Annotated in this window: 21 protein-coding genes; 12 read left to right on the forward strand and 9 right to left on the reverse strand. The window is 65.5% G+C overall.

Going from position 1 to position 24456, the window contains the following annotated elements; all coding sequences use genetic code 11:
* Positions 1 to 147: 147 nt before the first annotated feature.
* Positions 148 to 1287, forward strand: coding sequence for an MFS transporter (locus tag RB2654_RS17450; RefSeq protein WP_008334287.1), 1140 nt, complete (start codon positions 148 to 150; stop codon positions 1285 to 1287).
* A 215-nt stretch (positions 1288 to 1502) separates the two neighbouring features.
* Here RB2654_RS17450 and RB2654_RS17455 read toward each other — a convergent pair whose 3' ends face one another.
* A complete protein-coding gene (locus RB2654_RS17455) occupies positions 1503 to 2666 on the reverse strand; it encodes an alpha-hydroxy acid oxidase (RefSeq protein ID WP_008334288.1) in 1164 nt (387 codons plus the stop codon).
* A gap of 109 nt (positions 2667 to 2775) precedes the next feature.
* On the opposite strand from RB2654_RS17455, the gene RB2654_RS17460 reads away from it, so the two are divergent.
* The 3 genes from RB2654_RS17460 to RB2654_RS23605 are packed head-to-tail and all read left to right on the forward strand — an operon-like array spanning position 2776 to position 4436.
* Complete coding sequence (locus RB2654_RS17460) at positions 2776 to 3549, forward strand: ZIP family metal transporter (protein ID WP_040885806.1); 774 nt, start codon at positions 2776 to 2778, stop codon at positions 3547 to 3549.
* A 60-nt stretch (positions 3550 to 3609) separates the two neighbouring features.
* Positions 3610 to 3981 carry a hypothetical protein gene (locus RB2654_RS23600; RefSeq protein ID WP_161600703.1) on the forward strand — a complete coding sequence of 124 codons (372 nt, stop codon included), beginning with the start codon at positions 3610 to 3612 and terminating at the stop codon, positions 3979 to 3981.
* A complete protein-coding gene (locus RB2654_RS23605; RefSeq protein ID WP_008334291.1) occupies positions 3978 to 4436 on the forward strand; it encodes a MaoC family dehydratase in 459 nt (152 codons plus the stop codon). Before RB2654_RS23600 ends, RB2654_RS23605 begins: the two co-directional genes overlap by 4 nt.
* A gap of 18 nt (positions 4437 to 4454) precedes the next feature.
* On the opposite strand, the gene RB2654_RS17475 is transcribed toward RB2654_RS23605, so the two are convergent.
* Positions 4455 to 5012: a LapA family protein gene (locus tag RB2654_RS17475; RefSeq protein WP_008334292.1), complete on the reverse strand. Its 558-nt coding sequence runs from the start codon at positions 5010 to 5012 to the stop codon at positions 4455 to 4457.
* A complete protein-coding gene (locus RB2654_RS17480) occupies positions 5009 to 6670 on the reverse strand; it encodes an NAD+ synthase (protein ID WP_040885807.1) in 1662 nt (553 codons plus the stop codon). Before RB2654_RS17480 ends, RB2654_RS17475 begins: the two co-directional genes overlap by 4 nt.
* Positions 6671 to 6819: 149 nt before the next feature.
* On the opposite strand from RB2654_RS17480, the gene RB2654_RS17485 reads away from it, so the two are divergent.
* The gene (locus tag RB2654_RS17485) at positions 6820 to 8598 is read left to right on the forward strand and encodes an MORN repeat-containing protein (protein WP_008334302.1); all 1779 of its coding nucleotides are present in this window, start codon (positions 6820 to 6822) and stop codon (positions 8596 to 8598) included.
* 72 nt (positions 8599 to 8670) lie between these two features.
* On the opposite strand, the gene RB2654_RS17495 is transcribed toward RB2654_RS17485, so the two are convergent.
* The 4 genes from RB2654_RS17495 to RB2654_RS17510 form a co-directional block, all read right to left on the reverse strand.
* Positions 8671 to 9954: an NAD(P)/FAD-dependent oxidoreductase gene (locus tag RB2654_RS17495; protein ID WP_008334303.1), complete on the reverse strand. Its 1284-nt coding sequence runs from the start codon at positions 9952 to 9954 to the stop codon at positions 8671 to 8673.
* Positions 9955 to 10103: 149 nt separating this feature from the next.
* Positions 10104 to 10694, reverse strand: coding sequence for a TetR/AcrR family transcriptional regulator (locus RB2654_RS17500; RefSeq protein ID WP_008334304.1), 591 nt, complete (start codon positions 10692 to 10694; stop codon positions 10104 to 10106).
* Between the two features lie 146 nt (positions 10695 to 10840).
* Positions 10841 to 12370, reverse strand: a complete 1530-nt coding sequence (locus tag RB2654_RS17505) for a cryptochrome/photolyase family protein (protein WP_008334305.1) — start codon at positions 12368 to 12370, stop codon at positions 10841 to 10843.
* A complete protein-coding gene (locus RB2654_RS17510) occupies positions 12364 to 13032 on the reverse strand; it encodes an SDR family NAD(P)-dependent oxidoreductase (protein ID WP_008334307.1) in 669 nt (222 codons plus the stop codon). Before RB2654_RS17510 ends, RB2654_RS17505 begins: the two co-directional genes overlap by 7 nt.
* A gap of 259 nt (positions 13033 to 13291) precedes the next feature.
* On the opposite strand from RB2654_RS17510, the gene RB2654_RS17515 reads away from it, so the two are divergent.
* The 7 genes from RB2654_RS17515 (at position 13292) to RB2654_RS17545 (ending at position 21659) form a co-directional block, all read left to right on the forward strand.
* A complete protein-coding gene (locus tag RB2654_RS17515) occupies positions 13292 to 14854 on the forward strand; it encodes a 2-isopropylmalate synthase (RefSeq protein ID WP_008334309.1) in 1563 nt (520 codons plus the stop codon).
* A gap of 213 nt (positions 14855 to 15067) precedes the next feature.
* Complete coding sequence (locus RB2654_RS17520; protein ID WP_040885198.1) at positions 15068 to 16105, forward strand: rod shape-determining protein; 1038 nt, start codon at positions 15068 to 15070, stop codon at positions 16103 to 16105.
* A 41-nt stretch (positions 16106 to 16146) separates the two neighbouring features.
* A complete protein-coding gene (gene mreC, locus RB2654_RS17525) occupies positions 16147 to 17118 on the forward strand; it encodes a rod shape-determining protein MreC (RefSeq protein ID WP_050771989.1) in 972 nt (323 codons plus the stop codon).
* A complete protein-coding gene (locus RB2654_RS17530) occupies positions 17115 to 17654 on the forward strand; it encodes a hypothetical protein (RefSeq protein WP_008334314.1) in 540 nt (179 codons plus the stop codon). The genes mreC and RB2654_RS17530 overlap by 4 nt, the downstream gene beginning before the upstream one ends.
* A complete protein-coding gene (mrdA, locus tag RB2654_RS17535) occupies positions 17651 to 19594 on the forward strand; it encodes a penicillin-binding protein 2 (RefSeq protein ID WP_008334316.1) in 1944 nt (647 codons plus the stop codon). The genes RB2654_RS17530 and mrdA overlap by 4 nt, the downstream gene beginning before the upstream one ends.
* Positions 19591 to 20730, forward strand: a complete 1140-nt coding sequence (rodA, locus tag RB2654_RS17540) for a rod shape-determining protein RodA (protein ID WP_008334318.1) — start codon at positions 19591 to 19593, stop codon at positions 20728 to 20730. Before mrdA ends, rodA begins: the two co-directional genes overlap by 4 nt.
* Positions 20730 to 21659 carry a 2-hydroxyacid dehydrogenase gene (locus RB2654_RS17545; RefSeq protein WP_008334319.1) on the forward strand — a complete coding sequence of 310 codons (930 nt, stop codon included), beginning with the start codon at positions 20730 to 20732 and terminating at the stop codon, positions 21657 to 21659. The genes rodA and RB2654_RS17545 overlap by 1 nt, the downstream gene beginning before the upstream one ends.
* A gap of 103 nt (positions 21660 to 21762) precedes the next feature.
* Here RB2654_RS17545 and RB2654_RS17550 read toward each other — a convergent pair whose 3' ends face one another.
* Together RB2654_RS17550 and RB2654_RS17555 are read right to left on the reverse strand one after the other, a co-directional pair.
* Positions 21763 to 23541 (reverse strand): SLC13 family permease, encoded by a 1779-nt coding sequence (locus RB2654_RS17550; RefSeq protein WP_008334321.1) that lies wholly within the window; start codon positions 23539 to 23541, stop codon positions 21763 to 21765.
* Positions 23542 to 23605: 64 nt separating this feature from the next.
* Positions 23606 to 24418, reverse strand: a complete 813-nt coding sequence (locus RB2654_RS17555) for a TIGR00282 family metallophosphoesterase (RefSeq protein WP_008334323.1) — start codon at positions 24416 to 24418, stop codon at positions 23606 to 23608.
* Positions 24419 to 24456 lie beyond the last annotated feature (38 nt).

The following is a 24456-nucleotide window of genomic DNA, read 5'->3' on the forward strand; positions in this document are numbered from 1 at the left end:
GGGGCACCCTTTTCTTCATCGTTCTCGGAATACTTCGGGGAGTGCGAGGGGCAGCACCCCTCGTATGGTTCGGTGGGGGCGCAGGCCCGCGACGAAACACGAATGCGTCGTGACGCCCGTTGCCGTTTGCGCTATCGGTCCCGGTGCATGACCCTGTTCGACGCCCTCAGAATCTCCCGCGGACCGGCCTTCGTCCTGATGGCGACGGGCGTCTATTGGGGTGGCCTCGCGGGCATGATGCCCGACGTCAAGGCGCATGTGGCGGCCTCGGACGGGGTGATGGGCGCGGTGCTGGTGGCGCCCGCCGCGGCCTCGATCCTCGCGATGGGGGCGGCCCCCTGGGCTGCGCGCCGGTATGGCGGATACACTCTGCCGGTCGCGGCGATCCTGATCGCGCTGACGCTGCTTCTGTATCTCGTCGCCGATACGCCTTTGGCTCTGGCCGGCGCGCTGTTCGCGGGCGGTTTCGCGGTCGCCTTCGCGGATATGACCGCGAATATCCGCATCGCCCATGTCGAGGCGCGGCGCGATGTGCATCTGATGAACCTGAACCACGCGGCCTATTCCTTTTCCTTTGCGATCACGGCGCTTCTGATCGCGGGGCTTCGCGGCGGTGGCTGGGATTTCAGGACCATCGCGATGATCCTGTCCGGCGTCGCGCTGGCCTATGCCGTGCTGGGGTGGGACAGTCGCGACCCGTCGAGCGGCGATGACGAGGCCGAGAGCGGCCCGGCGCGTCCGCCCATGATCGTGGTGCTTCTAGCCGGGGGGATGCTGTTTTGTTCCTTCGTGGCCGAGAACGCGACCGAGGGCTGGACCGCGCTGTTCATCGAACGCACGCTCGGCGGCGCGGTCGGCGAGGGCAGCTTCGGTCCCGCCGTCTTCGGCTTCGTCATGGGGGCCGCGCGCCTGTCGGGGCAGGCGCTGGTGCGGCGGCTGGGGGCCGAACGGCTGATCCTGTCCTCGGCGGTGCTGGCCGTGATCGGGGCCATCGTGATCGCCCTGTCGCCGAGCCAGATCGTGATGCATGGCGGGGTGGTTCTGACCGCGCTCGGCGTTGCGGTCATCGTGCCCTCGACCAACTCGATCCTTGCGCGAAAAGTGAAAGGTCCGGCCCGGTCCATCGCCATTTCGCGGGCCTGGATGTTGGGATTGATGGGGTTCTTCATCGGCCCGGCCCTGATGGGCGGGCTCGCGGAACTGGGCAGTCTGCGCCTGTCCTTCGCCGCCGTTGCGGTCTCCTCCGCCGCGATCATCCCGGCGGTTCTGGCGCTGTCGCGTCGGTAGAGTTCCCGCATTGTGCGGGCTGAAGCCCGCGCCGGATGTGCGCGTCCCCGCCGCTGGCGGGCACGCGCGGTGGGCGCCCTTGCCCGGCGGCCCTTACGGCGATGACGGTCGGAGCATGGGCTGGGGAGGCGCTTGAGGGGGCGATCCGCCCCTCAAGGCGCCATGTCCAGCATGAGGCGAGTCGCCTGCGCGTCAAGGACGACTCGCGGGTGCTCTTAGGCCCAGTCGCCGGAGAAATCGCGCGGGATGCGCAGGATGTCGCGGTCGACCTGATTGATGTCGCGGTGTCCGCAGAAGGCCATCGAGGTGTCGAGTTCCTTGTGGATCACCTCCAGCGCGCGGGTCACGCCCGCTTCGCCCATCGCGCCCAGACCATAGACGAAGGCGCGGCCGATATAGGTGCCCTTCGCGCCCATCGCCATTGCCTTTAGCACGTCCTGACCGGAGCGGATGCCGCTGTCCAGATGCACCTCGATCCGGTCGCCCACCGCCTGAAGGATCGGGTCCAGCGCGCGGATCGACGACAGCGCCCCGTCCAGTTGGCGCCCGCCGTGGTTCGACACGATGATCGCATCGGCACCCACCTTGGCGGCCATCACCGCGTCCTCGGCTTCCATCACGCCTTTCAGGATCAGCGGGCCGCCCCACATCTCTTTGATCTTTTCGATCTTGGACCAGTCGAGCGAGGGGTCGAATTGATCGTTGGTCCAGGACATGAGCTTGGACGGGTCCGAAATCCCCTTCACATGCCCGACGACGTTTCCGAAACTGCGCCGTTTCGTGCCCAGCATCCCCATGCCCCAGCGCCATTTGGTCGACAGGTTCACGAGGTTTCGGACGGTGGGTTTCGGGGGGGCGGAAAGGCCGTTGCGAATGTCCTTGTGCCGCTGCCCCATGATCTGAAGGTCGAGCGTGATGACGAGCGCCGAACAGCCCGCATCCTTGGTGCGCTGGATCAGGCGCGACAGGTAATCCTCGTCGCGCATGACGTAGAGCTGGAACCAGAAGGGGGCCGTGGTGTGCTCGGCCACGTCCTCGATCGAGCAGATCGACATGGTGGACAGCGTGAAGGGCACCCCGAATTTTTCGGCGGCGCGGGCTGCCTTGATCTCGCCATCCGCGGATTGCATCCCGGTCATGCCGACCGGGGCGAGCGCGACGGGCATGGCCACGTCCTGTCCGATCATCTGCGTCTTCGTGGTCCGGTTGGACATATCGACGGCCACGCGCTGACGCAGGCGGATCGCGTCGAAATCCGATACGTTCTCGCGAAAGGTCTGCTCGGTCCACGAACCGCTTTCGCAATAGTCGTAGAACATCTTCGGCGCACGACGCCGGTAGAGGCGTTTGAGATCGTCGATGTTGGTGATGACGGTCATGGATACCTCCCCCGGACCTGCTGTCCGCGCGACGCTACAGCCGGCGATCACCGTGCGCAACGCGACCGATTGCTCTTGCGCCCGGCGCGACGCCCCGCAAGGTGGCGCCATGTCTATCGTATTGATCGGATTGCTGGCGAGCCTTGGCGCAGGGCTCATGACGGGGGTCGGGGCGCTGCCCGTTCTCTTCGGTCGCACCATCACCCGGAAATGGTCGGACATGCTCTTGGGCTTCGCGGCCGGGGTGATGATCTCGGCCTCGTTCTTTTCGCTCATCCTGCCCGGTCTCGACATCGCCAAAGCGGAAACCGGGAGCGTCTGGGCGGCTGCGGCCATCGCGGCGGGCGGGATCGTTCTGGGCGCGCTTGCCGTCTATGCGATGAACGAAGCCTTGCCGCATGAGCATTTCATCGCCGGGCCCGAGGGCGCGGACCCCGGTGCGCTGTCGCGCATCTGGCTGTTCGTCATCGCGATCACGATCCACAACTTCCCCGAGGGTATGGCCGTGGGTGTCGGGTTCGGCGGCGGCGACGTGGCCAACGGCATGTCGCTGGCCACCGGCATCGGCCTTCAGAACGCGCCCGAGGGGCTTGCGGTCGCCGTGGCCCTGCGCGGGCTGGGGTATGCCAAGGGGCGCAGTTTCCTGATCGCCCTCATGACCGGGCTGGTGGAGCCGGTGGGCGGGCTGATCGGTGTCGTCGCGGTGACCATGGCCGAGGCGCTGCTGCCCTGGGGGCTGACCTTCGCCGCCGGGGCCATGCTCTATATCATCAGCCACGAGATCATCCCCGAAACGCATCGCGGCGGGCACCAGCACCGTGCCACGACCGGACTAATCGTCGGACTGGTCCTGATGATGTTTCTGGATGTCACGCTGGGCTGATCGCCGGGCCGGTGGCCAAGTTTCGCTTGCGCATGTCGCGCCACATGGCACTGTCGCCGCATGACAGCACGCACTGCCTTACGAATAGGTCTCTTGCTCTGGAGCGTCGCGTTCATTCTGGCGTTCATCGACTTCGGAATGACCGAGCCATCCAGCGACGGGTTCACCGCCGGGCTGAACAAGGTCGCCAAGTTCATGGCGTGGCAGGCGGTGGCGCTCGTCATCTCCGTCATCGTCTGGGTGATCGGCAGCCGGTTCGAGCGTCGGTCGGCCCAACGGGTCGCAAGCCGTATTCCGGGGATCATCATGATCGCGATCGCACTCGCGTTCGGCCTGTTCATTCTGAGCTCGGGCCTGATCGGCGGCATGGCGGGCGGAACCGAAACATCCCCACAAATGCCGGTGACCAAACCGGCGGAGCCTGCCCAGTGACACAAAGGTATTTCGAGGATCTGCCGATCGGGTTCACCTACCGATCCGGCGAGGCGGAGCTGACCCGCGAGGCCATCGTGAAATTCGCCCGCGAATGGGATCCGCAGCCGTTCCATGTCGACGATGCGGCGGCGGCCGAAAGCCATTTCGGAACGCTGATCGCCTCGGGCTGGCACACGCTTCTGATCGCCTTCAACCTCGCCATGCAGTCGGGCGTCTGGGACGAGGCGTCGATGGGCGCCTCGGGGATGGACGAGGTGCGGTGGTTCCTGCCAGCGGTTCCGGGCGACGTGATCCACGTGCGGGCCGAGGTCGTGACGGCGGAACGGTCGAAATCGCGGCCCGACCGGGGGCGGGTGAGTTTCCGCAACGACGTGCATCGCGCCGACGGCAAGCGGATCGCGAGCTATATCGGCAATCACCTGATGAAGGCGCGCGGCACCTCGCTCGCCTGAGGCCGCCCCGAGGGGTGATCAGGCGGGGACGTGTCCGGGCTTGGCCGGCGCGGGTTCCGGCGCGCCCGACACCTCCCAAACGTCGCGTTGACCGATCATCTGCTCTTTCGGCGCGTGGGTCACCGTCAGCCCGGCATTCTCGATCAGGGCGAGCACTTCGCCCACGATCATGTCGGGCGAGGTTTCGGCGCGGCCCACCGGGATCGGACGGCGCAATTCGCGCTTGCCGGAGGGGAACAGCGTGAGCGTCTCGTAGGTGCCCGAGCCACGCCGTTCGACGCGCACGATATGGCTCCACGGGATCAGGCCATGCACCCCGACCTGCGCGCCTTTGGGCGTCAGAAGCGCCAGCCGCCGCCGCATATGGGTTTCGGTCAGCCCGACCCAGCCCAGCATCACACCGATCAGAACCGGCACGGCGAGGATCACGCCGAGCGGCGTTTTCCACAGCGCATCAGGATCGGTCGTCGCCACGTTGAAGATGCAGATCACACCCAGCGCCAGAAACGCCGCCCCGATCCAGCGCATCGTCCGGAACGACGGCGGGGCCGCGTGGATTTCCAACGTATTCGTCATGTCTTGTCCCGCCAGCGGTTCACGATGGGATAGCGGCGGTCGAGCCAGAAGCTACGCATCGTCAGGCGTGCGCCCGGCGCGGATTGGAAACGCTTGTATTCCGAGATGAAGATCAGGTGTTCCACCTTTTTCACCGTGTCCCGGTCGAAGCCCTGCGCCACCAGCTCGGCCACCGACAGTTCCTTGTCTACAAGCCCTTCTAGAATGGCGTCCAGCACCTCGTAAGGCGGCAAGCTGTCGCTGTCTTTCTGGTCGTCGCGGAGTTCCGCGCTGGGCGGTTTGTCGATGATGGACACCGGAATGACCTCGCCCGCCGGGCCCATCATCCAGTCGCGGTGGTTCGCATTGCGCCAGCGGCAGGTCTCGAAGACCCGCATTTTATAGAGGTCTTTGATCGGGTTATAGCCGCCCGCCATGTCGCCATAGATCGTGGCGTATCCTACCGCGACCTCGGATTTGTTGCCGGTGGTCAGCAGCATTTCCCCGAACTTGTTGGACATCGCCATCAGGAGCAGGCCGCGCAGGCGCGACTGGATGTTTTCCTCGGTGAGGTCTGGCGCGTAGCCCTCGAACAAGGGCGCGAGCGCTTCCGTCACCGCGTCGCGGGGGCCTTTGATCGGCACGAAGTCGTAGTGACAGCCGAGCCTCTCGGCCACCGCCTTGGCGTCGTCCAGAGAGCCTTGGCTGGTGTATTCGGACGGCAGCATCACGCAGCGCACGTTTTCGGGGCCAAGCGCGTCGGCAGCGATGGTCGCGACGATGGCGCTGTCGATGCCGCCGGACAGACCCAGAAGCACCTTCTTGAACCCGGTCTTGCCCATGTAGTCGCGCAGGGATTGCACCATGACGCGGTAGTCGGCCTCATAGGCTGGCAGGGCGGGCACCACCTCACCCGGCACAATGCGCCAGCCATCGTCGCCCTTTTCGAGGTCGACGTGCCGGATCACCTCGTCGAATTCGCGAAACTGGAAGGCAAGCTCGCCCTGCGCGTCCATGCCGAAACTCGCGCCGTCGAACACCTGATCGTCCTGTCCGCCGACCATGTTAAGGTAGATGAGCGGCAGCCCCGTCTCTTCGACGCGCGCGCGCATCACGCCATGGCGCGTCTCGACCTTGCCCCGGTAGTAGGGCGAGCCGTTCGGCACGGCGAGCACCTCGGCACCCTTGTCGGCAAGGTTTTCGCAGACCGCATCGGGCCACCACGCATCCTCGCAGATCGGGATGCCCAGCGTGAGCGGCCCGATCTTGATCGGGTCTTGCGGTTCTGCGTGGCTGAACAGGCGTTTTTCGTCGAACACCGTCTCGTTCGGCAGCATCTGCTTCAGGATGCGCCGCCGCACCCGCCCGCCTTCGAGAACCCAGTAGGCGTTATACAGGTCTTTGCCGTCGTGATAGGGGCAGCCGATCCCCATGACCGGGCCATCGGCCACGTCTTTGGCCAGCGCCTCGCACGCCTCCATCGCCTCGGACCAGAAGGCCGGGCGCATCACAAGGTCCTGCGGCTGGTAGCCGGTCAGGAAGCTTTCGGTCAGCATGACCATGTCGGCCCCGGCCTCTTTCGCGGCGGTCCACGCCGCGCGCGCCATGTCGGCATTGCCGGGAATATCACCCACAACAGGGTTCAACTGGGCCAGTGTCAGGCGAAAGGTGTCAGCCATGTCCATCCTCGCGAGGTCGCGACCCTCTTAGCGGGGTTCATGGGCAGGGAAAAGCCGGGTGCCGTGATTGTCATGCGAAAACAATTGTCTCTCATGGCCCTGACGCTTAGGTTTCGCACACTTTCCGAACGAATGCCCACGAGGTTCTCATGTATCGCGCGATGCGTCTTGTCCTTCCCTTCGCCGCCAGCCTGTGCGCCAGCGGCGTCTTTGCGCAGGACGGGGCCGATACGATGCAGTATGACGACGGCCGCGTCTATGAAGGCACGTTCAAGGACGGGCAGCCCCACGGACAGGGCACGCTGCGCACCCCGGCGGGCTACGAATACACCGGCACCTTCGTCGAGGGCGAGATCCGGGGCGAGGGCGTCGCGCGCTTTCCCAACGGCTCGGTCTACGAAGGGAACTTCGCCGCCGGCAAGCCGCATGGCTTCGGCAAGATCACCTTCGCGGACGGGTCGAGTTTCGAAGGCGACTGGGTCGACGGCAAGATCACCGGGACCGGGATCGCGGAATACGCCAATGGCGTGACCTACGAGGGTGGCCTGCGGGAGGCGCTGCATCACGGGCGCGGCAAGATGGTCAGCCCCTCGGGCTTCACCTACGACGGCGAGTGGAACATGGGCCAGAAGGACGGGACGGGCACCGCGACCTATGCGGACGGCTCGACCTATTCCGGCGGGTTCTCGAACGACCAGCGGCAGGGGCAGGGCACCTATGTCGGAACCGACGGGATGCGCTACGAAGGCCAGTGGGTCGCGGGCCAGATGCACGGCTCCGGCATCCTCACGCAGGCCAATGGCGACGTCTATCAGGGCCAGTTCGTCGAAGGTCAGCGGTCGGGCGAGGGCAAGGTCACCTATGCCAGCGGCGACAGCTACACCGGCGCCTTCCTGAACGATCACCGCAGCGGGCAGGGCGTTTTCGCCGGCGCGGACGGGTATCGCTACGAGGGCAACTGGGTCGACGGCCAGATCGAAGGCGAAGGCACCGTGACCTATCCCGACGGGTCGGTCTATCAGGGCACCTTCCGCGCGGGCCTGCCCGACGGCAGTGGCACGATCACCTATCCCGACGGCGGCACCTATGTCGGCGACTGGCGCGACGGGGTGATCGAAGGCACGGGCCGCGCGACCTATCCCAACGGCTCGACATACGAGGGCAGCTTCGTTTCGGCGCTGTTCGACGGCGAAGGCACCCTGACCTTCGCCGAAGGTCACGGCTACACCGGCGGCTGGAAGGCGGGCAAACGCCACGGTCAGGGACGCGAGGAATACGCCGACGGCTCCGTCTATGACGGCGGCTGGGCCAATGGTGAACGCGACGGGCAGGGCACGCTGACGCTGGCCGACGGGTTCACCTATACCGGCGAATGGAAAGACGGGATGAAGCACGGCATGGGCACCGCGACCTATGCCAACGGCGACGTCTACGAAGGCATGTTCGCGAACGACCAGCGCAACGGGCAGGGCACGGTGGCCTATGCTTCGGGCGAGCGGGTGTCGGGCGCATGGGTCAACGGCGTGATGTCGTCGATGCTCGAAGGCGGCACGCCCGCGCCGATCGTCCCGGCTGCGACCGAAGCCGAACCCGAAACACCCGCGGCCGAACCCGAGACACCTGCGACCGACCCGGTACCTGCTGCGGAGCCCGAGCCCGCCCCCGAACCGGAACCGGAACCTGCGCCCGAGCCTGAGCCTGAACCCACACCGGAACCCGCGCCGACGCCCGAACCCGAGCCCACGCCGGAACCCGCGCCTGCCCCTGCGCCCGAGCCGGAGCCTGCGCCCGCCCCGGCACCCGCTCCGGCGCCTGCGCAAGAGAACCAGTCGTCGGATCAGAACAATTCGGCCGCGCCCCGTGTGCCGTCGGGGCCGCCGCAGGCGCCCGAGATCAATTCGACCCTGGGAAGCGGCGGGCTTTACTGATTCCGACATCCTCGACCACGAAAAAGGCCGCCCACTGGGCGGCCTTTTCCCTTTTCCGATCCAAGGGCTGCCTCAGCGGCCCTGAATCTTGTTGATCTTCATGATCTTCATTGCGGTCTTTTCGTACCACGGCTCGCTCACGCCCTTGCGGACCTTGCGCATGAAATACCACTCGAAGGCCAGCTTCGCCCAATGCACCCATTTGCCTTCCGACGCCCAGTTCACGTTACGCGGCGGGTTCTGGGGCATGGCGAGGAACGCGGCCCCCCGGTCGCCGAAATCGGCAAGGCAAAGCGCGTTCCAAGACGGCAGGTTGTTCGGCTCCTCTCCCACGAGAATGCGGGGCAGGTTGTGGGCCGTCGCGGTCACCATCGACTCGATCATGAACCCGGTCTTGGGCACACCCGTCGCGACCGGGGTCGCAACAGGCGGTGCGATGGCGATGGCGACGCCGATCCCGAAGATGTTGCGGTATTTCGGATTGCGCTGGTACTCGTCGACGATGACGAAGCCGCGCGGGTTCACCAGCCCCTCGATGCCCCGGATCGCCGGGATGCCGCGAAAGGCGGGCAGCATCATCTTGTAGGTCGCCGGCACCTCGTGCGTCTTCTTCTCGTTGCCGTCCTCGTCGAACTCGGTGACGTGCACCGCGCCATCGGTGAACTTGTCGGTGCGCGCATTGGTGATCCACTTGATGTCGCGGTCGCGCATCGCGCTTTCCAGCATCGATTTGGTGTCGCCCACGCCGCCAAGGCCCAAGTGGCCGATATAGGGTTCCGATGTCACGAAGGTCATCGGCACCTTATGCTTGATCTTGCGACGGCGCAGGTCCGTGTCGAGCGTGAACAGGTATTCATAGGCCGGGCCGAAGCAAGACGCGCCCTGTACCGCGCCCACGACGATGGGGCCGGGGTTCTTGCAGAACGCCTCCCACGTGCCGCCCTTGCCGCCCGATTTCTCGGCATGTTCGATGGTGCAGACCGAGTTCGTGTGACCCTCGGGTCCGAACCCCTCGATCTCGTCGAAGGCGAGCTCCGGCCCGGTCGCGATGATGAGGTAGTCGTATGTGACCTCGGCCCCGCTTTCAAGCTCGATCCTGTTTTCCTCGGGCACGAGTTTCGTCGCACCGTCGCAGATGAAATCGATCCCCCGGCGTTTCATCACCGGAGCGAGGTCGATGGTGATCTCGTCCTTTGAGCGCCAGCCGACACCGGCCCACGGGTTCGACGGGGTGAACTGGAAATAGGGTTTGTTCGATATGAGCGTGATGGTGTCGCTGCGTGTCAGCGTTTCCTTCAACTCATAGGCCTGGATGGTGCCCCCAAGGCCCCCGCCCAGAACGACCACATGCGCCATGATGTCTCCTCCCACAAGAGGGGCGCAGCGATCCTACCAAGCGCCCGAGCAGGCCGCGACAGTGCGGCCAAGGGCGATTGTATACTATCGGAGACCGAAAAACGGAAGCATAAATTCATATTTTAGAATGTTACATTCCGCCGCAGGTTTCAGGTGCGGATCATCGCGATCAGGTTGTCCGCAAGACGCGCGCCTTCTTCTTCCAGATCGAAGGTCTGCCCCTTAAGGGTCCAGTCGAGCGTAAGCCCGTGGAGCGACGAAAGCACCACACCGGCCACTTCCGATGGTTTCAGGTCGTGCCGGATGATCCGTGCGCCCTGACCCTGTTCGACCAGCCCGGCGATCATCGACGTGCGCTCGGAATGCATGGCGTGGAAACGGTCGCGCAGCGCGGCGTTATCGGCCTGAAGCTCCAGCGAATGCAGGATCGAGGGCAGGGCGGGCCGCCATTTGACCAGATCGACGAAATTCTTCACGTAGTCGCGCAGCCCGTCCAGAGCGTCTCCGGCGGTGCGCGCGATGCCTTCGATGTCGGTCACGATCCGCTCGCTAACGGCGTCCCAAATCTCGGCCTTGGTGCCGAAATGGCGGAAAATCGCCGGCTGGGTCACCCCCACCGCATCTGCAAGGTGCTGTGTCGTTACGCGGTCCGGCCCCATCGTCGCCGACAGCTGGATCACCGTGTCCACGATTTCGGCTTTGCGGTCGGCGGCGCTTTTTCTTCTGCGCACCTGGTCCACGAATACCTCCTTTTCGACCGGCCCATCCGGTCATGTCTGGAAATCCTGACAGCAAGGACTGACTAACAGTGACTCATATGGGCTTTAAATACGATAGTGAAATACAACTTTTGGCCGTGCAGGCCGATTTTCGCTTGGGAAGTGGGTTACGGAGTCTCACCATTATCGAGTCGGGCCAAGAATTCTTCGGCTTCCGACAGGATCACCTTTTTCCGGTCCGTGTCCATCCGGTCCCATGTCGCATAAATCGTTCCCATGCGGGGATTTTTTCGGAACCTTTGCGCGTGTCGGTCAAGGAACCACCAATAGAGCAGGTTGAACGGACAAGCGCCTTTCCCGGTCTTCTTGCGCACGTCATAGGCGCAACCGTCACAATAGTTTGACATCTTGTCGATATAATTGCCGGACGAGACATAGGGCTTGGACGCGATCATGCCGCCATCTGCGAACTGGCTCATTCCGATCGTGTTCGGGGCCTCGACCCATTCGAACGCGTCGGCATAGACCGATAAATACCAGTCGTGCACCTGCGCCGGGTCCGCGCCGATCAGAAGCGCGAAGTTTCCGGTAATCATCAACCGTTGGATATGGTGCGCATAGGCGTTTTCGCGCGTCAGCGTCACCACTTCGGACAGGCAGGCCATATCGGTGTCGCCGCTCCAGAATACCCATGGCAGATCGCGCTCATGCCGCAGCGCGTTGCGGCCGGTGTAGCCGGGGCCGTCCATCATGTAGATGCCGCGCACGTATTCGCGCCAGCCAAGGATCTGGCGGATGAACCCTTCGGCCGAATTCAGTGGCACCTTCCCGTCGCGATAGGCCGCTTCGGCGCGTCGGCACAGATCGAGCGGGTCCAGAAGCCCGATGTTCAGCGCGGGCGACAGGATCGAGTGATACAGATGCGCCTCGCCGGTCAGCATCGCGTCCTGATAGGGGCCGAAGCCCTCAAGCCGATTCGCGATGAAATCGTCGGCGGCCTTCGCGGCCTCTTTCGCCGTGGTCGGATAGGCGAACCCGTCCAGATCCCCGAAATGGTCGGCGAATTCGTCTGCGACAAGCTCCAGCACCTCCCGCGTCACGTCATCGGGCTTGAACCTCGGCACCTTCGGCTGGAACAGGTCCGCCTCGGCGGGCTTTCGGTTGTCATGGTCGTAATTCCACTTGCCGCCCTCCGGCTTGTCGCCATCCATCAGAATGCCCGTCTTCTTGCGCATCAACCGATAGAAATACTCCATGCGGAGCTCCTTGCGGCCCTCGGCCCAATCCTCGAACTCCGACTGGGTCGAGATGAACCGGGTGTCGGGCAGGCGTGTGACCTTGAGCGGCAGCTCGTCCAGAAGTTCGATCAACCGCCAGTCGCCGGGGGTGGTGCAGATCACCTCCCGCGCGCCGAACTCGTCGGCACGGCGCAGGAGTTCGCCGTCAATTGACTGCGCGTTGTCCGTGTCGGTGAGCCGGGCATAGGCCACGGTCCAGCCCTCTTCGATCAGGGCCGCCGCGAACTTGCGCATCGCGGCAAAGATCAGCGCGATCTTCTGCGGATGGTGCTTGGGGTTTCCCGCCTCGCCCCGCACCTCGGCCATGACCACCACGTCCGTCTCCCGGTCGGCCGCATCCAGCGCGGACAGCGTTGGGGTCAACTGGTCGCCAAGGACGAGGATCAGGCGGCTCACCACACCACCCGCTTGCCCTGCCAGTCGAAGAACAGCCCCGTGTCCTCCGGCGTCAGACCGTCCAGAACGCCCAGCAGGTTCGCGGCGGCCTGATCTGGCGTGACCTTGTCATGACCCGCGCCGTGCACGGCGGTCAGGTCCGTCTCAACCGTGCCGGGGTGCAGGGCCACGCAGACGGCCTGTTTGTGCGTGCGGGCGAGTTCGATGGCCGCGCCGTGCATGATCTGGTTCAGTGCCGCCTTGGCCGCGCGGTAGCCATACCATCCGCCTAGACGGTTGTCGCCGATGGAGCCGACGCGCGCCGACAGCGCCGCCACGGTCGCCCGCCGATCGCGGGGGAGGAGGCGCGCGGCATGGCGCATCACAAGCGCCGGGCCGATGGTGTTGGTGCGGAATTGCGCCTCCAGCGCAGCGGCGTCGATCTGCTTCAGCGCCTTTTCGGGGCCGTGCCCGTCGATCTCAAGCGCGCCCGTGGCGATGAAGATCAGGTCGAACGGGCCGTCGAGTGTCGAGAGTAGGCGGTCCACGGCGTCCGGGTCCGCATAATCGAACCCGTCCACGCTACGAGACAGGCCCGCGACAGACCACCCGGCGGCGTCCAGATGTCGGCAAATGGCGGCGCCGATTCCGCCCGACGCGCCGATGATGAGGGCTGATCCGGTCATGTCTCGTTTACGCAGCGCCTGCCGGGCCAGACCAGTTCCGCCGAAAAATCACTTTTCATTCACGCTGGGCGGGGTATAAATCCGCCCCATGACGATGACGGCACATAATCTCGGTTCGACCGGCGCGACCCCGCGCCCGTCCCGTCGTGCTGCCCTCCTCCTTCTTAGCCGCCTCTGAGCGTGCCGTCGGCGCGAGCGCTCAGGGGTATGCAACCGCGCCAGCGAACCCAAGGCTAAGACAGACAAGAGAGACATTCCCATGACCGACAAGAGCGAACAGGACCGCGTCCTGATTTTCGATACGACCCTGCGTGACGGCGAACAAAGCCCCGGCGCGACCATGAGCCACGAGGAAAAGCTCGAGATCGCGGAAATGCTCGACGACATGGGCGTCGACGTGATCGAAGCGGGCTTTCCCATCGCCTCCGAGGGCGATTTCGAGGCGGTGAAGGAAATCGCCGTCCGCTCGAAACAGTCCACGATCTGCGGGCTGTCGAGGGCGAATTTCAAGGACATCGACCGGTGTTATGAGGCGATCAAGCACGCGGGCAGCCACCGGATACACACGTTCATCGGCACCTCGCCGCTGCACCGGGCCATCCCGAACCTGACGCAGGATGCGATGGCGGACCTGATCCACGACACGGTGACCCACGCCCGCAACCTGACCGACAACGTCCAGTGGTCCGCGATGGATGCGACCCGGACCGAGCACGACTATCTCTGCCGCGTCGTCGAAATCGCGATCAACGCGGGTGCGACGACGATCAACATCCCCGACACGGTGGGCTACACCGCGCCGCGCGAAAGCGCCGACCTGATCCGTATGCTGATAGAAAAGGTGCCGGGCGCGGACGAGGTCGTGTTTTCGACCCATTGCCACAACGATCTGGGCATGGCGACGGCCAACAGCCTCGCCGCCGTCGACGCAGGCGCGCGCCAGATCGAATGCACGATCAACGGGCTGGGTGAACGCGCGGGCAACACCGCGCTGGAAGAGGTCGTCATGGCGATGCGCGTGCGCAACGACATCATGCCCTATGCCACCCAGATCGACACGAAAAAGATCATGGCGATCAGCCGCCGTGTGAGCCAGGTGTCAGGCTTCCCGGTGCAGTTCAACAAGGCCGTGGTCGGCAAGAACGCCTTCGCGCATGAAAGCGGCATCCATCAGGACGGAATGCTGAAGAACGCCGAGACGTTCGAGATCATGCTGCCCGAGGACATCGGCCTCGCCGCGTCCTCCTTGCCGCTGGGCAAACACTCGGGTCGGGCGGCGCTGCGCGACAAGCTCAAGGGTCTGGGCTACGACGATGTGGGCGAGAACCAGTTGAAGGACGTGTTCGTGCGGTTCAAGGCTTTGGCCGACCGCAAGAAAGAGGTCTACGACGACGACATCATCGCCCTGATGCAGGTGGTGTCGGGCGACGCGATCAACGAGCGGATCAAGCTGAAGTTCCTGCGCGTCATCTGCGGCACCGAAGCGCCGCAATCCGCCGACATCAACCTGACCATCGACGGGGTGGATCACCAGCACACCGCGACCGGCGACGGCCCGGTGGACGCGACCTTCAACGCGGTCAAGGCGCTGTTCCCGACCGGGGCGCGGCTGGAACTCTATCAGGTGTCCGCCGTGACCGAAGGCACGGATGCGCAGGCCACGGTGTCGGTGCGTTTGTCCGAGGATGGCCGGATCGCCACCGGCCAGTCGTCGGACACCGATACGGTCGTGGCCTCGGCCAAGGCCTATATCACCGCGCTGAACCGGCTTCAGGTCCGAAAGAAATCGACCCCGGAAGTGCGCTACACCGACGCGAGCTGACGGGCGGGGCCACGCTCATCCGGCCCTGCGACCCGTCTTCGCCCAGACGGCGATGAGAGGGCAGCGACCTTGAAGAGCGGGCGGGCTGGGCAGAATTTTGCCGGGGCCGCCTGCGCACCCCCTTTCACCTGCGCCCCTTGGCTCATATAAGGCGTCACACCCCCGGCCTCGCGTCGGGGGCTTGGGTATTGGGACTGACGGAAGACACCGAAAATGGTAGGAATCTCTGGACTTTTCTCGTCCGACATGGCGATCGACCTCGGGACGGCGAACACGCTCGTCTACGTGAAGGGTCGCGGTGTGATTCTCAACGAACCTTCGGTGGTCGCCTACCACGTCAAAGACGGCGTGAAGAAGGTGCTCGCCGTGGGCGAGGACGCCAAGCTGATGCTGGGTCGGACCCCCGGTTCGATCGAAGCGATCCGCCCGATGCGCGAAGGCGTGATCGCCGACTTCGACACCGCCGAAGAGATGATCAAGCACTTCATCCGCAAGGTTCACAAGCGCACGACCTTCTCGAAGCCCAAGATCATCGTCTGCGTGCCCCATGGGGCCACCCCCGTCGAAAAACGCGCCATTCGCCAGTCGGTGCTGTCCGCCGGCGCGCGGCGCGCCGGCCTGATCGCGGAACCCATCGCGGCGGCCATCGGGGCGGGGATGCCGATCACCGATCCGACCGGGTCCATGGTCGTCGACATCGGCGGCGGCACGACCGAGGTGGCCGTCCTGTCGCTGGGCGACATCGTTTACGCGCGCTCGGTCCGCGTCGGTGGCGACCGGATGGACGAAAGCATCGTCAACTACCTGCGCCGCCAGCATAACCTGCTCATCGGCGAAGCGACCGCCGAGCGCATCAAGACCTCCATCGGCACCGCGCGGATGCCCGACGACGGGCGCGGCGCGAGCATGATGATCCGGGGCCGCGACCTGCTCAACGGTGTGCCGAAGGAAATCGAGATCAGCCAGGCCCAGGTGGCCGAGGCGCTGGCCGAACCCGTGCAGCAGATCTGCGAGGCGGTGATGACGGCACTGGAAACCACGCCGCCCGACCTCGCCGCCGACATCGTCGACCGTGGTGTCATGCTCACCGGCGGCGGCGCACTTCTGGGCGAACTCGACCTCGCCCTGCGCGAGCAGACCGGGCTTTCGATCTCGGTCGCAGACGAGTCGCTGAATTGTGTAGCCTTGGGCACCGGCAAGGCACTGGAATACGAAAAGCAACTGCGTCACGTTATCGACTACGACAGTTGAGGGGCCACGTGGCCCGCACCCCGAGACGATAGGGGATCAGATTGGCAAGGTCCAAGGCACGGACAGAGGACTATGTGGGTCCGGTCAGGCGCATCCTGATCGGTCTGACGCTGTTCGTCCTCTTCGCCCTGTTCCTGCTCTGGCGGATCGACAGCCCGCGGGTGGAACGCTTCCGGGCGCAGCTTGTCGATGCCGTGGTGCCGAATTTCGAATGGGCGCTGGTCCCGGTGACCAAGACCGCCGACGCGATCGAGAATTTCCAGAGCTACCAGCGCATCTCCGAGCAGAATCAGGAACTGCGCCGCGAATTGCGCCAGATGCAGGCGTGGAAAGAGGCGGCGCTGCAACTGGAGCAAGAGAACGCCAAGCTGCGTGACCTGAACAACGTCCGCCTCGACGCGCGCCTGTCCTACGTGACCGGCGTGGTGCTCGCCGATTCCGGGTCGCCCTTCCGCCAATCGGTGCTCATCAACCTCGGCGCGCGCGATGGCGTTGTCGATGGCTGGGCGGCGATGGACGGACTGGGCCTCGTCGGCCGGATCGCGGGCGTGGGGGAGCGCACCAGCCGGGTGATTTTGCTCACCGATTCCAACAGCCGCATTCCGGTGACCGTGCAGCCCTCGGGCCAGACCGCGATCCTGACCGGCGACAACTCGGCGGTGCCGCCGCTGGGCTTCGTCGACAACCGCGATCTCGTGCGCCCGGGCGACCGGGTGTTGTCTTCGGGCGACGGAGGCGTATTCCCCGCCGGGCTTCTGGTGGGTGAGGTGGTGCAGGGCAAGGATCGCCGCCTGCGCGTGCGCCTTGCGGCCGATTACGAACGGCTCGAATTCCTGCGCGTTATGCGCTCGCACCCCGGCGAAGTGGTGACGGACAACGGCGCGCTCATCGTGATGAACCCGGTCATGGCCCCCGTGGCCGACGGCCTGCCGCCCGAATGCGTCGACCTCGAAGACGGGGCGGAGCGGCCCGAAACCTGCCCGGCGGAGGAAACGGCGGAGGTCACGCAATGATCGACCCGTATCTCGCCCGCAGGCTGCTTTACATGCTGCTCTTTCTCGGCATCAGTGCGCTGATCCTGTTCACCCGGATGCTGCCGCTACACAACGGGGCGCAGAATTTTCCGCCGCCCGATCTGATCTTGTGCTTCGCCTTCGCCTGGACCGTCCGGCGCCCGGATTATCTCCCGGTCCTGCTGGTCGCTGCCATCCTTCTCGTCGGTGACATGCTGTCGCTCGCCCCGCCGGGCATCGCGCCGTTGCTCGCGATCCTGGGGCTGGAGACGCTCCGCTCGCGCCGTGGCCTTCTGGCCGAACAGGGCTTTGCGCTCGAATGGGTGTCGGTTGGCGCGATCCTGACCCTGATGATGCTGGCCGAGCGACTGATCCTCGGCGTCTTCTTCGTGCCGCAGGTCGGGTTCGGCATGTCCGTCCTGAACCTTCTCGTCACCGTGGTCGCCTATCCGGTGGCCGTCCTGATCTCGTCGCTCGGGTTCCGCATCGAATGGCTGAAACCCGGCGCCCTCGACCCGGAGGCGCGGCCCGCATGAGACGCACCCCTGCGGATACCGAGAAAAGCGCCAAGCGTATCACCCGGCGCGGCCTGCTGCTGGGCACGGCCCAGCTTGCGCTGGCGGGCGTGTTGGTGGGCCGGATGCGCTATATGCAGGTCGATCAGGCCGACGAATACCGGATGCTCGCCGACGAGAACCGGATCAACATACGGCTCATCCCGCCGGTGCGCGGTCTGGTCTATGACCGCAAGGGCGTCCTGCTTGCCGGGAACGAGCAGAATTACTCCATCGTCATGGTACGTGAGGATGCGGGCGACCCCGAGGAAATCCTGACCCGGTTGCAGAAACTCGTCTGGATTTCGGAAGAGGACAAACAAAAGGCGCTGGACGAGATGATGCGCCGCTCGCCCTTCGTGCCCGTGACGGTGGCCGAACGTGTCGCGTGGGAAGACATCTCCAAGGTCGCCGTGAACGCGCCCGCCCTGCCGGGTGTCACGCCCGAGGTCGGCCTCAGCCGGGTCTATCCGCTCGACAGCGATTTCGCCCATGTGGTCGGCTACGTCGGCCCGGTGTCCGATTATGACTTGTCCAAGATCGAAGACCCGGACCCGGTGCTCCAGATCCCGCGTTTCCAGATCGGCAAGACCGGGGTCGAGAACAAGCACGAAGAGGATCTGAGGGGCGAGGCCGGGACACGCCGGATCGAAGTGAACGCCGTGGGCCGCGTCATGCGCGAGATCGACCGGGAAGAGGGCATCCCCGGCGCCAATCTGCAACTGACGGTGAACCACGCGCTCCAGAATTTCTCGGAAGCGCGTCTGGCGGGCGAAAGCGCGGCAGCGGTGGTGATGGACCCGCGCAACGGCGATATCCTCGCCATCGCCTCGGCGCCGTCCTACGATCCGAACAAATTCGTGCGCGGGATTTCCAGCCGCGATTACAACGCGCTGCTCGAAGACCCGTATCGCCCGCTCGCCAACAAGACGGCGCAGGGCACCTATCCGCCCGGCTCGACCTTCAAGATGGTCGTGGCGCTCGCGGCGCTCGAAGCTGGGGTCATCGACGACAAGGAAACCGTGACTTGCCGGGGCTACAAGGAAGTCTCAGGCCGACGCTTCCACTGCTGGTCGCGCGGCGGGCATGGCCGGGTCGATCTGGTCCGCTCGCTCAAGGAATCCTGCGACGTCTATTACTACGAGCTTGCCGAGCGGGTCGGGATCGAAGCGATTTCCGCCATGGCGCGCAAGCTGGGGCTGGGCATCCGGCCCGACGTGCCGCTGTCCGGCGTGGCCGAAGGGCTGATGCCGACAAAGGACTGGAAGCGCGAGGTTCGTGGCGGCGACTGGATGATCGGCGACAGTCTGAACGCGGGGATCGGGCAGGGCTTCGTGCTCGCCTCGCCGCTGCAACTCGCGATCATGACCGCCCGCATCGCCAGCGGCACTGCGATCGAACCGCGCCTCGTCCGGTCGATCGACGGCGTCGAACAGCCCGTGCGCGGCGCGGATGTTCTGGACATCGACCCCTCGCACCTCGCCGCCGTGCGCCTCGGCATGTACGAGGTCGTCAACGGCACGCGCGGCACCGCCGGGCGCTCGCGCATCGTGGCCGACGGGATTCGCATGGCCGGCAAGACCGGCACCAGTCAGGTGCGCAACATCACCGCCGCCGAACGCGCGGCGGGCGTGACCCGGAACGAGGATCTGCCGTGGAACCGCCGCGACCACGCGCTGTTCGTCAGCTTCGCGCCCCATGACGCACCCGAAGTGGCGGTGTCGGTGGTCGTGGAACACGGCATGGGCGGCTCGCTGGCCGCCGCGCCCATCGCCCGCGACATCATGCTCGCCGCGCTCTACGACGACATTCCGCCGCTCGACGCCTATCCCTCGCCCCAGCGCGGCACGATCCGCTCGCAGTTCGAAATGATGAACCTGCGCGAACCGCTCGCCCCGTCGCAAGGCAGGTCGCGGGCATGAGTTTTCTCGAATACAACGTCAAGTACACGCCCACCGGGCTGTCCAAGGTCTTTTACTTCAACTGGGTGCTCGCCCTGCTGCTCGCCGCCGCCGCCAGCATCGGCTTTTTGATGCTCTACTCGGTCGCGGGCGGGTCGTTCTCGCCCTGGGCCGAGCCGCAGATGAAGCGTTTCGCGGTCGGCTTCGTGATGATGTTCATCGTCGCGATGGTCCCGATCTGGTTCTGGCGCAACATGTCGGTTCTGGCCTTCGCGGTCTCGGTCGCGCTGCTTGTCGCGGTGGAGTTCGTGGGCGACGTGGGCATGGGCGCGCAGCGTTGGATCGACCTCGGCTTCATGCGCCTGCAACCTTCCGAGCTGACCAAGATCACCTTGGTCATGGTGCTCGCCGCCTATTACGACTGGCTCGACGTCGACAAGGTCTCGCGCCCGCTCTGGGTGCTGGTGCCGGTCGTGGTCGTGCTGTTTCCCACCTTCCTCGTCCTCAGCCAGCCCGACCTCGGCACCGCCATCCTGCTGGTCGGCGGCGGCGCGGTGGTGATGTTCCTTGCGGGGGTCCACTGGCTTTATTTCGCCGTCGTCGGGGCCGGGGGCGTCGGGCTGGTGGCCGCCGTCTTCACCTCGCGCGGGACCGAGTGGCAGCTTTTGAAAGACTACCAGTACCGCCGGATCGACACCTTCCTCGACCCGACGACCGACCCGCTCGGCGCGGGCTACCACATCACCCAGTCCAAGATCGCGCTGGGGTCGGGCGGCTGGACAGGCCGGGGGTTCATGCAGGGCACCCAGTCGCGCCTGAACTTCCTGCCCGAAAAACACACCGACTTCATCTTCACGACGCTGGCCGAGGAATTCGGCTTCGTCGGCGCCGCCTCGCTTCTCGCCGTCTATGTGCTCATCATCGTGTTCTGCATCGCCAGCGCCATTCGCAACACCGACAGGTATGGCGCGCTTCTGACGCTCGGCATCGCCGCCACGTTCTTTTTCTTCTTCGCGGTCAACATGTCGATGGTCATGGGCCTCGCCCCCGTCGTCGGCGTGCCGCTGCCTTTGGTCAGCTACGGCGGCTCGGCCATGCTCATCCTGATGATCGGGTTCGGCCTCGTCCAATCCGCCCACGTCCACCGGCCCCGCTGATGCTGAAGGTTCAGTGCCTCGCCCCCCGCCGCCTCGTCGCGGAGTGGACCCCGCATCTGGAGGCGGCCTTCGACGAGGCCGGGATCACCGCATCCCTCGGCACCGACTTCGCACCCGAAACGGTGGACTACGTGATCTACGCGCCGGGCAAGGGCGCGGCGGACCTGTCGGATTACACGCGCACGAAAGCGGTGCTCGGCCTCTGGGCCGGGGTCGAAAGCATCATCGCGAACGACACGCTGACCCAGCCCTATGCGCGCATGGTCGATACGGGCCTAACCGAAGGCATGGTCGAATGGGTGACGGGCCATGTCCTGCGCCATCATCTTGGCCTCGACCAGCACATCACCCGAACCGCGCCGGACTGGACCCACGCCGCCCCGCCGCTCGCCCGCTCGCGCAAGGTCGCGGTGCTGGGGCTGGGCGAGCTTGGCGCGGCCTGCGCGCGCGCGCTGTCGGCCCTGAATTTCGTCGTGACGGGGTGGAGCCGGTCGCCCAAATCCATCCCCGGTGTCGCCTGCTTTCACGGCGCGGCGGGGCTGGACGAGGTGCTGACCAGTGCCGAAATCCTCGTGCTGCTCCTGCCCTCAACGCCCGATACCGAGAACACGCTGAACGCCCGCACGCTGGCGCTCATGCCCGAAGGCGCCGTGATCCTGAACCCCGGACGCGGCGCGCTGATCGACGACGACGCCCTGCTCGCGGCGCTTGACGCCGGACACATCGGGCACGCGACGCTCGACACCTTCCGCATCGAACCGCTGCCCGAAGATCACCCCTACTGGTCGCACCCGCGAGTCACGGTCACGCCCCACATCGCCTCGGAAACCCGTCCCGAAACCGCGTCCCGCGTCGTGGCCCGGAACATCAGGCGGGTCGAAGCCGGCGAACCGCTTCTCAATGAAGTCGACAAACGCCGGGGCTACTGACGCCCCGTTCTGCTTCTCTGGTCCGGAAATACCTCGGAGGGGGTGTGGGGGAGGCTGGCCTCCCCCGCCTCGGTCGGACGGGCGCAAGCCCGTTCGAAACCGCTCAGAGCGGCCAGATCAACGGGATGACCGCGCTCACCAGCAAGCCCATCGACAGGTTCAGGGGAATCCCCACCTTCATGAAATCGGTGAACCGATACCCGCCGGGGCCATAGACCAGCGTGTTGGTCTGATACCCGATCGGGGTCGAAAAGCTGGCCGAGGCCGCGACCATCACCGCCACCACGAGAGGGCGGGGGTCATAGCCGATGGCCGTGGCGATCCCGATGGCGATGGGCGTGACCACCACCGCGACCGCGTTGTTCGAGACGAGCTCCGTCAGAACCGAGGTCAGCAGGTAGATCGACCAGATCAGCAGGAAGGGCGGGAGGCCCTCGATCACGGGCGCCAGCGCGTCCGCGATCATCTTCACGGCGCCCGAGGCGTCCAGCGCGGCCCCGATGGCGAGCATCGAGAAGATGAGCGCCAGAAGACTGCCCTCGACCTGGCTGAAGGCCTCGTCCGCATCCACGGCCCGGGTCAGCAGCACCACCGCCACGGCGATCACGGCCACGGCGAGGATCGGCGCGACCCCCAGACCGGCCAGCGCCACGATCCCGAACAGGGACAAAAGCGCGATGGGCGCGTGACCCCGGCGAAACGCGCGGCCCGACGGTTTGGACACGTCGACAAGGTCCATGTCCGCCGCCAATCGTTGAATATCCTCCTGCGCGCCTTCCAGAAGCAGCGTATCGCCCACCCGCACGGTGATATTGTCGAGTTGCTGGCCGATGTTCTGGTTCCGGCGATGCACGGCCAGCGGATAGACCCCGTAACGCCGGCGCAGGCGAAGCTGGCCCAGCGTGCGCCCGATCATCTTGCAGCCGGGCGAGATCAGCACCTCCACCGTCGTCGTTTCGACCGCCGACACCTGATCCACCCGCTTGAGGCTCTTGTTCGCCTGAAGCGATAGCAGTTCGGTCATCTGGGTGCGCAGAACCACGCGGTCCCCGACCTGAAGCTTCACGGCGGCAAGGTTGCGGCGCAGCGAGACGTCGCCGCGCACCACGTCGATCAGCCGCACGCCTTCGCGTTTGAACAGCTGCACCCCGTTCACCTCGCGCCCGATAAGGTTGGAGTCCGGCGGGATCACCGCCTCGGTGAAGAACTTCTTGCGCGACCGATCCGTCAGCAGCCCCGCCATCGTGTCGCGGTCGGGCAAGAGATGCGGCGCCACGATCCAGAGATAGGCCATGCCCCAGATCACGACCAGCAGCCCGATGGGCGTGATCTCGAAGATCGAGAACGGCTCCAGCCCCGCCGACCGCGCCACGCCGTCGACCAGCAGGTTGGTCGAGGTGCCGATCAGCGTCAGCGTGCCGCCGAGGATCGCACCGTAGGACAGGGGGATCAGCAGTTTCGACGCCGAGATGCCGAGCCGCCGGGCAAGCTGCGTGAACACCGGGATCATCACGACGACGACCGGGGTGTTGGACACGAAGGCCGAGGCGAAGACGACGAACCCCATGAGGGTGGCGAGGGCGAGCTTCGGCCGCGCGCCGGCCTGCCGCTCGGCGATGTTGGTGAACCAGTCCAATGCGCCGGTGCGCACCAGCGCGCCCATGATGATGAACATGCAGGCGATGGTCCAGGGTGCCGGGTTCGACAGGACGGCTAGCGCGTTCTCGTAGGGCAGGATGCCGGTGACGAGCATGACGGCGACCCCGCCGATCGCGACCACTTCGGTCGGAAAGACCTCGCGCAGGAAGAGCAGGAACATGACGCCGACGACGATCAGCGCAACGATGGGTTCGACTGACGGGGAAAGTTGTAGGACGTTCATGCTGCCTGTGCCTTGACCGGCTCATCTAAACCGGGCCGCCGCGTGCGGGCAAGCGCGGAAGGGGTCAGGGTGCCGACTGTTGCAGCTTTCCACCCTCGCGCACCATCTCGATCCGCACCGCCTTGCCGGTGGCGTCGTCGGTCTCGACGTACAGGCCCGAAAGCGTCGCGTCCTCGTTCGCGGGATTGAAGCGGCCCTTGGCCATGCCGGTGACGAACCGGCGCAGCGGCTCGGCCTTCTCCATCCCGATCACGGAATGATAATCGCCGCACATCCCGGCATCGGTGAGATACGCGGTGCCACCGGGCAGGATCATCGCGTCTCCGGTTGGCACGTGGGTATGGGTGCCGACGACGATGCTCGCCCGCCCGTCGAGGAAATGACCCATCGCCATCTTCTCCGACGTCGCCTCGCAATGCACGTCGACCAGCGCGGCTTGCACGGCGCCACCAAGGTTGAAGGGCTTGAGGGCCCGGTCGATATACCCGAAAGGGTCTTCGAAGGCGCGTTTCATGAACACGTTGCCCAGAATCTGCGCCACGAGCACCCGGCGGCCCCGATGATCCTCGAACACCCGCACGCCGCGCCCCGGCGCGTCCTTGGCGAAGTTGAGGGGGCGGATGATGCGCGTCTCGCGCTCGCAATAGGACAGCATCTCCTTCTGGTCAAAGGCATGGTCGCCCAGCGTCACCACATCCGCGCCCGCCTCGAAGATCAGCTTCGCGTGGGCCTCGGACAGCCCCGCGCCGTTGGTGGCGTTCTCGCCGTTCACCACGACGAAATCGAGCTTCCAGTCTCTGCGGAGGGTGGGGAGGCGATCCGAGATCGCCTGACGGCCGGCGCGGCCCATGACGTCGCCAAGGAAAAGTATCTTCATGGATCGTGACTATGACGTTGCCGGGGCGAGGGCAAGCG

It is taken from the genome of Maritimibacter alkaliphilus HTCC2654, assembly GCF_000152805.1.
GTDB classification, from domain to species: Bacteria; Pseudomonadota; Alphaproteobacteria; order Rhodobacterales; family Rhodobacteraceae; genus Maritimibacter; species Maritimibacter alkaliphilus.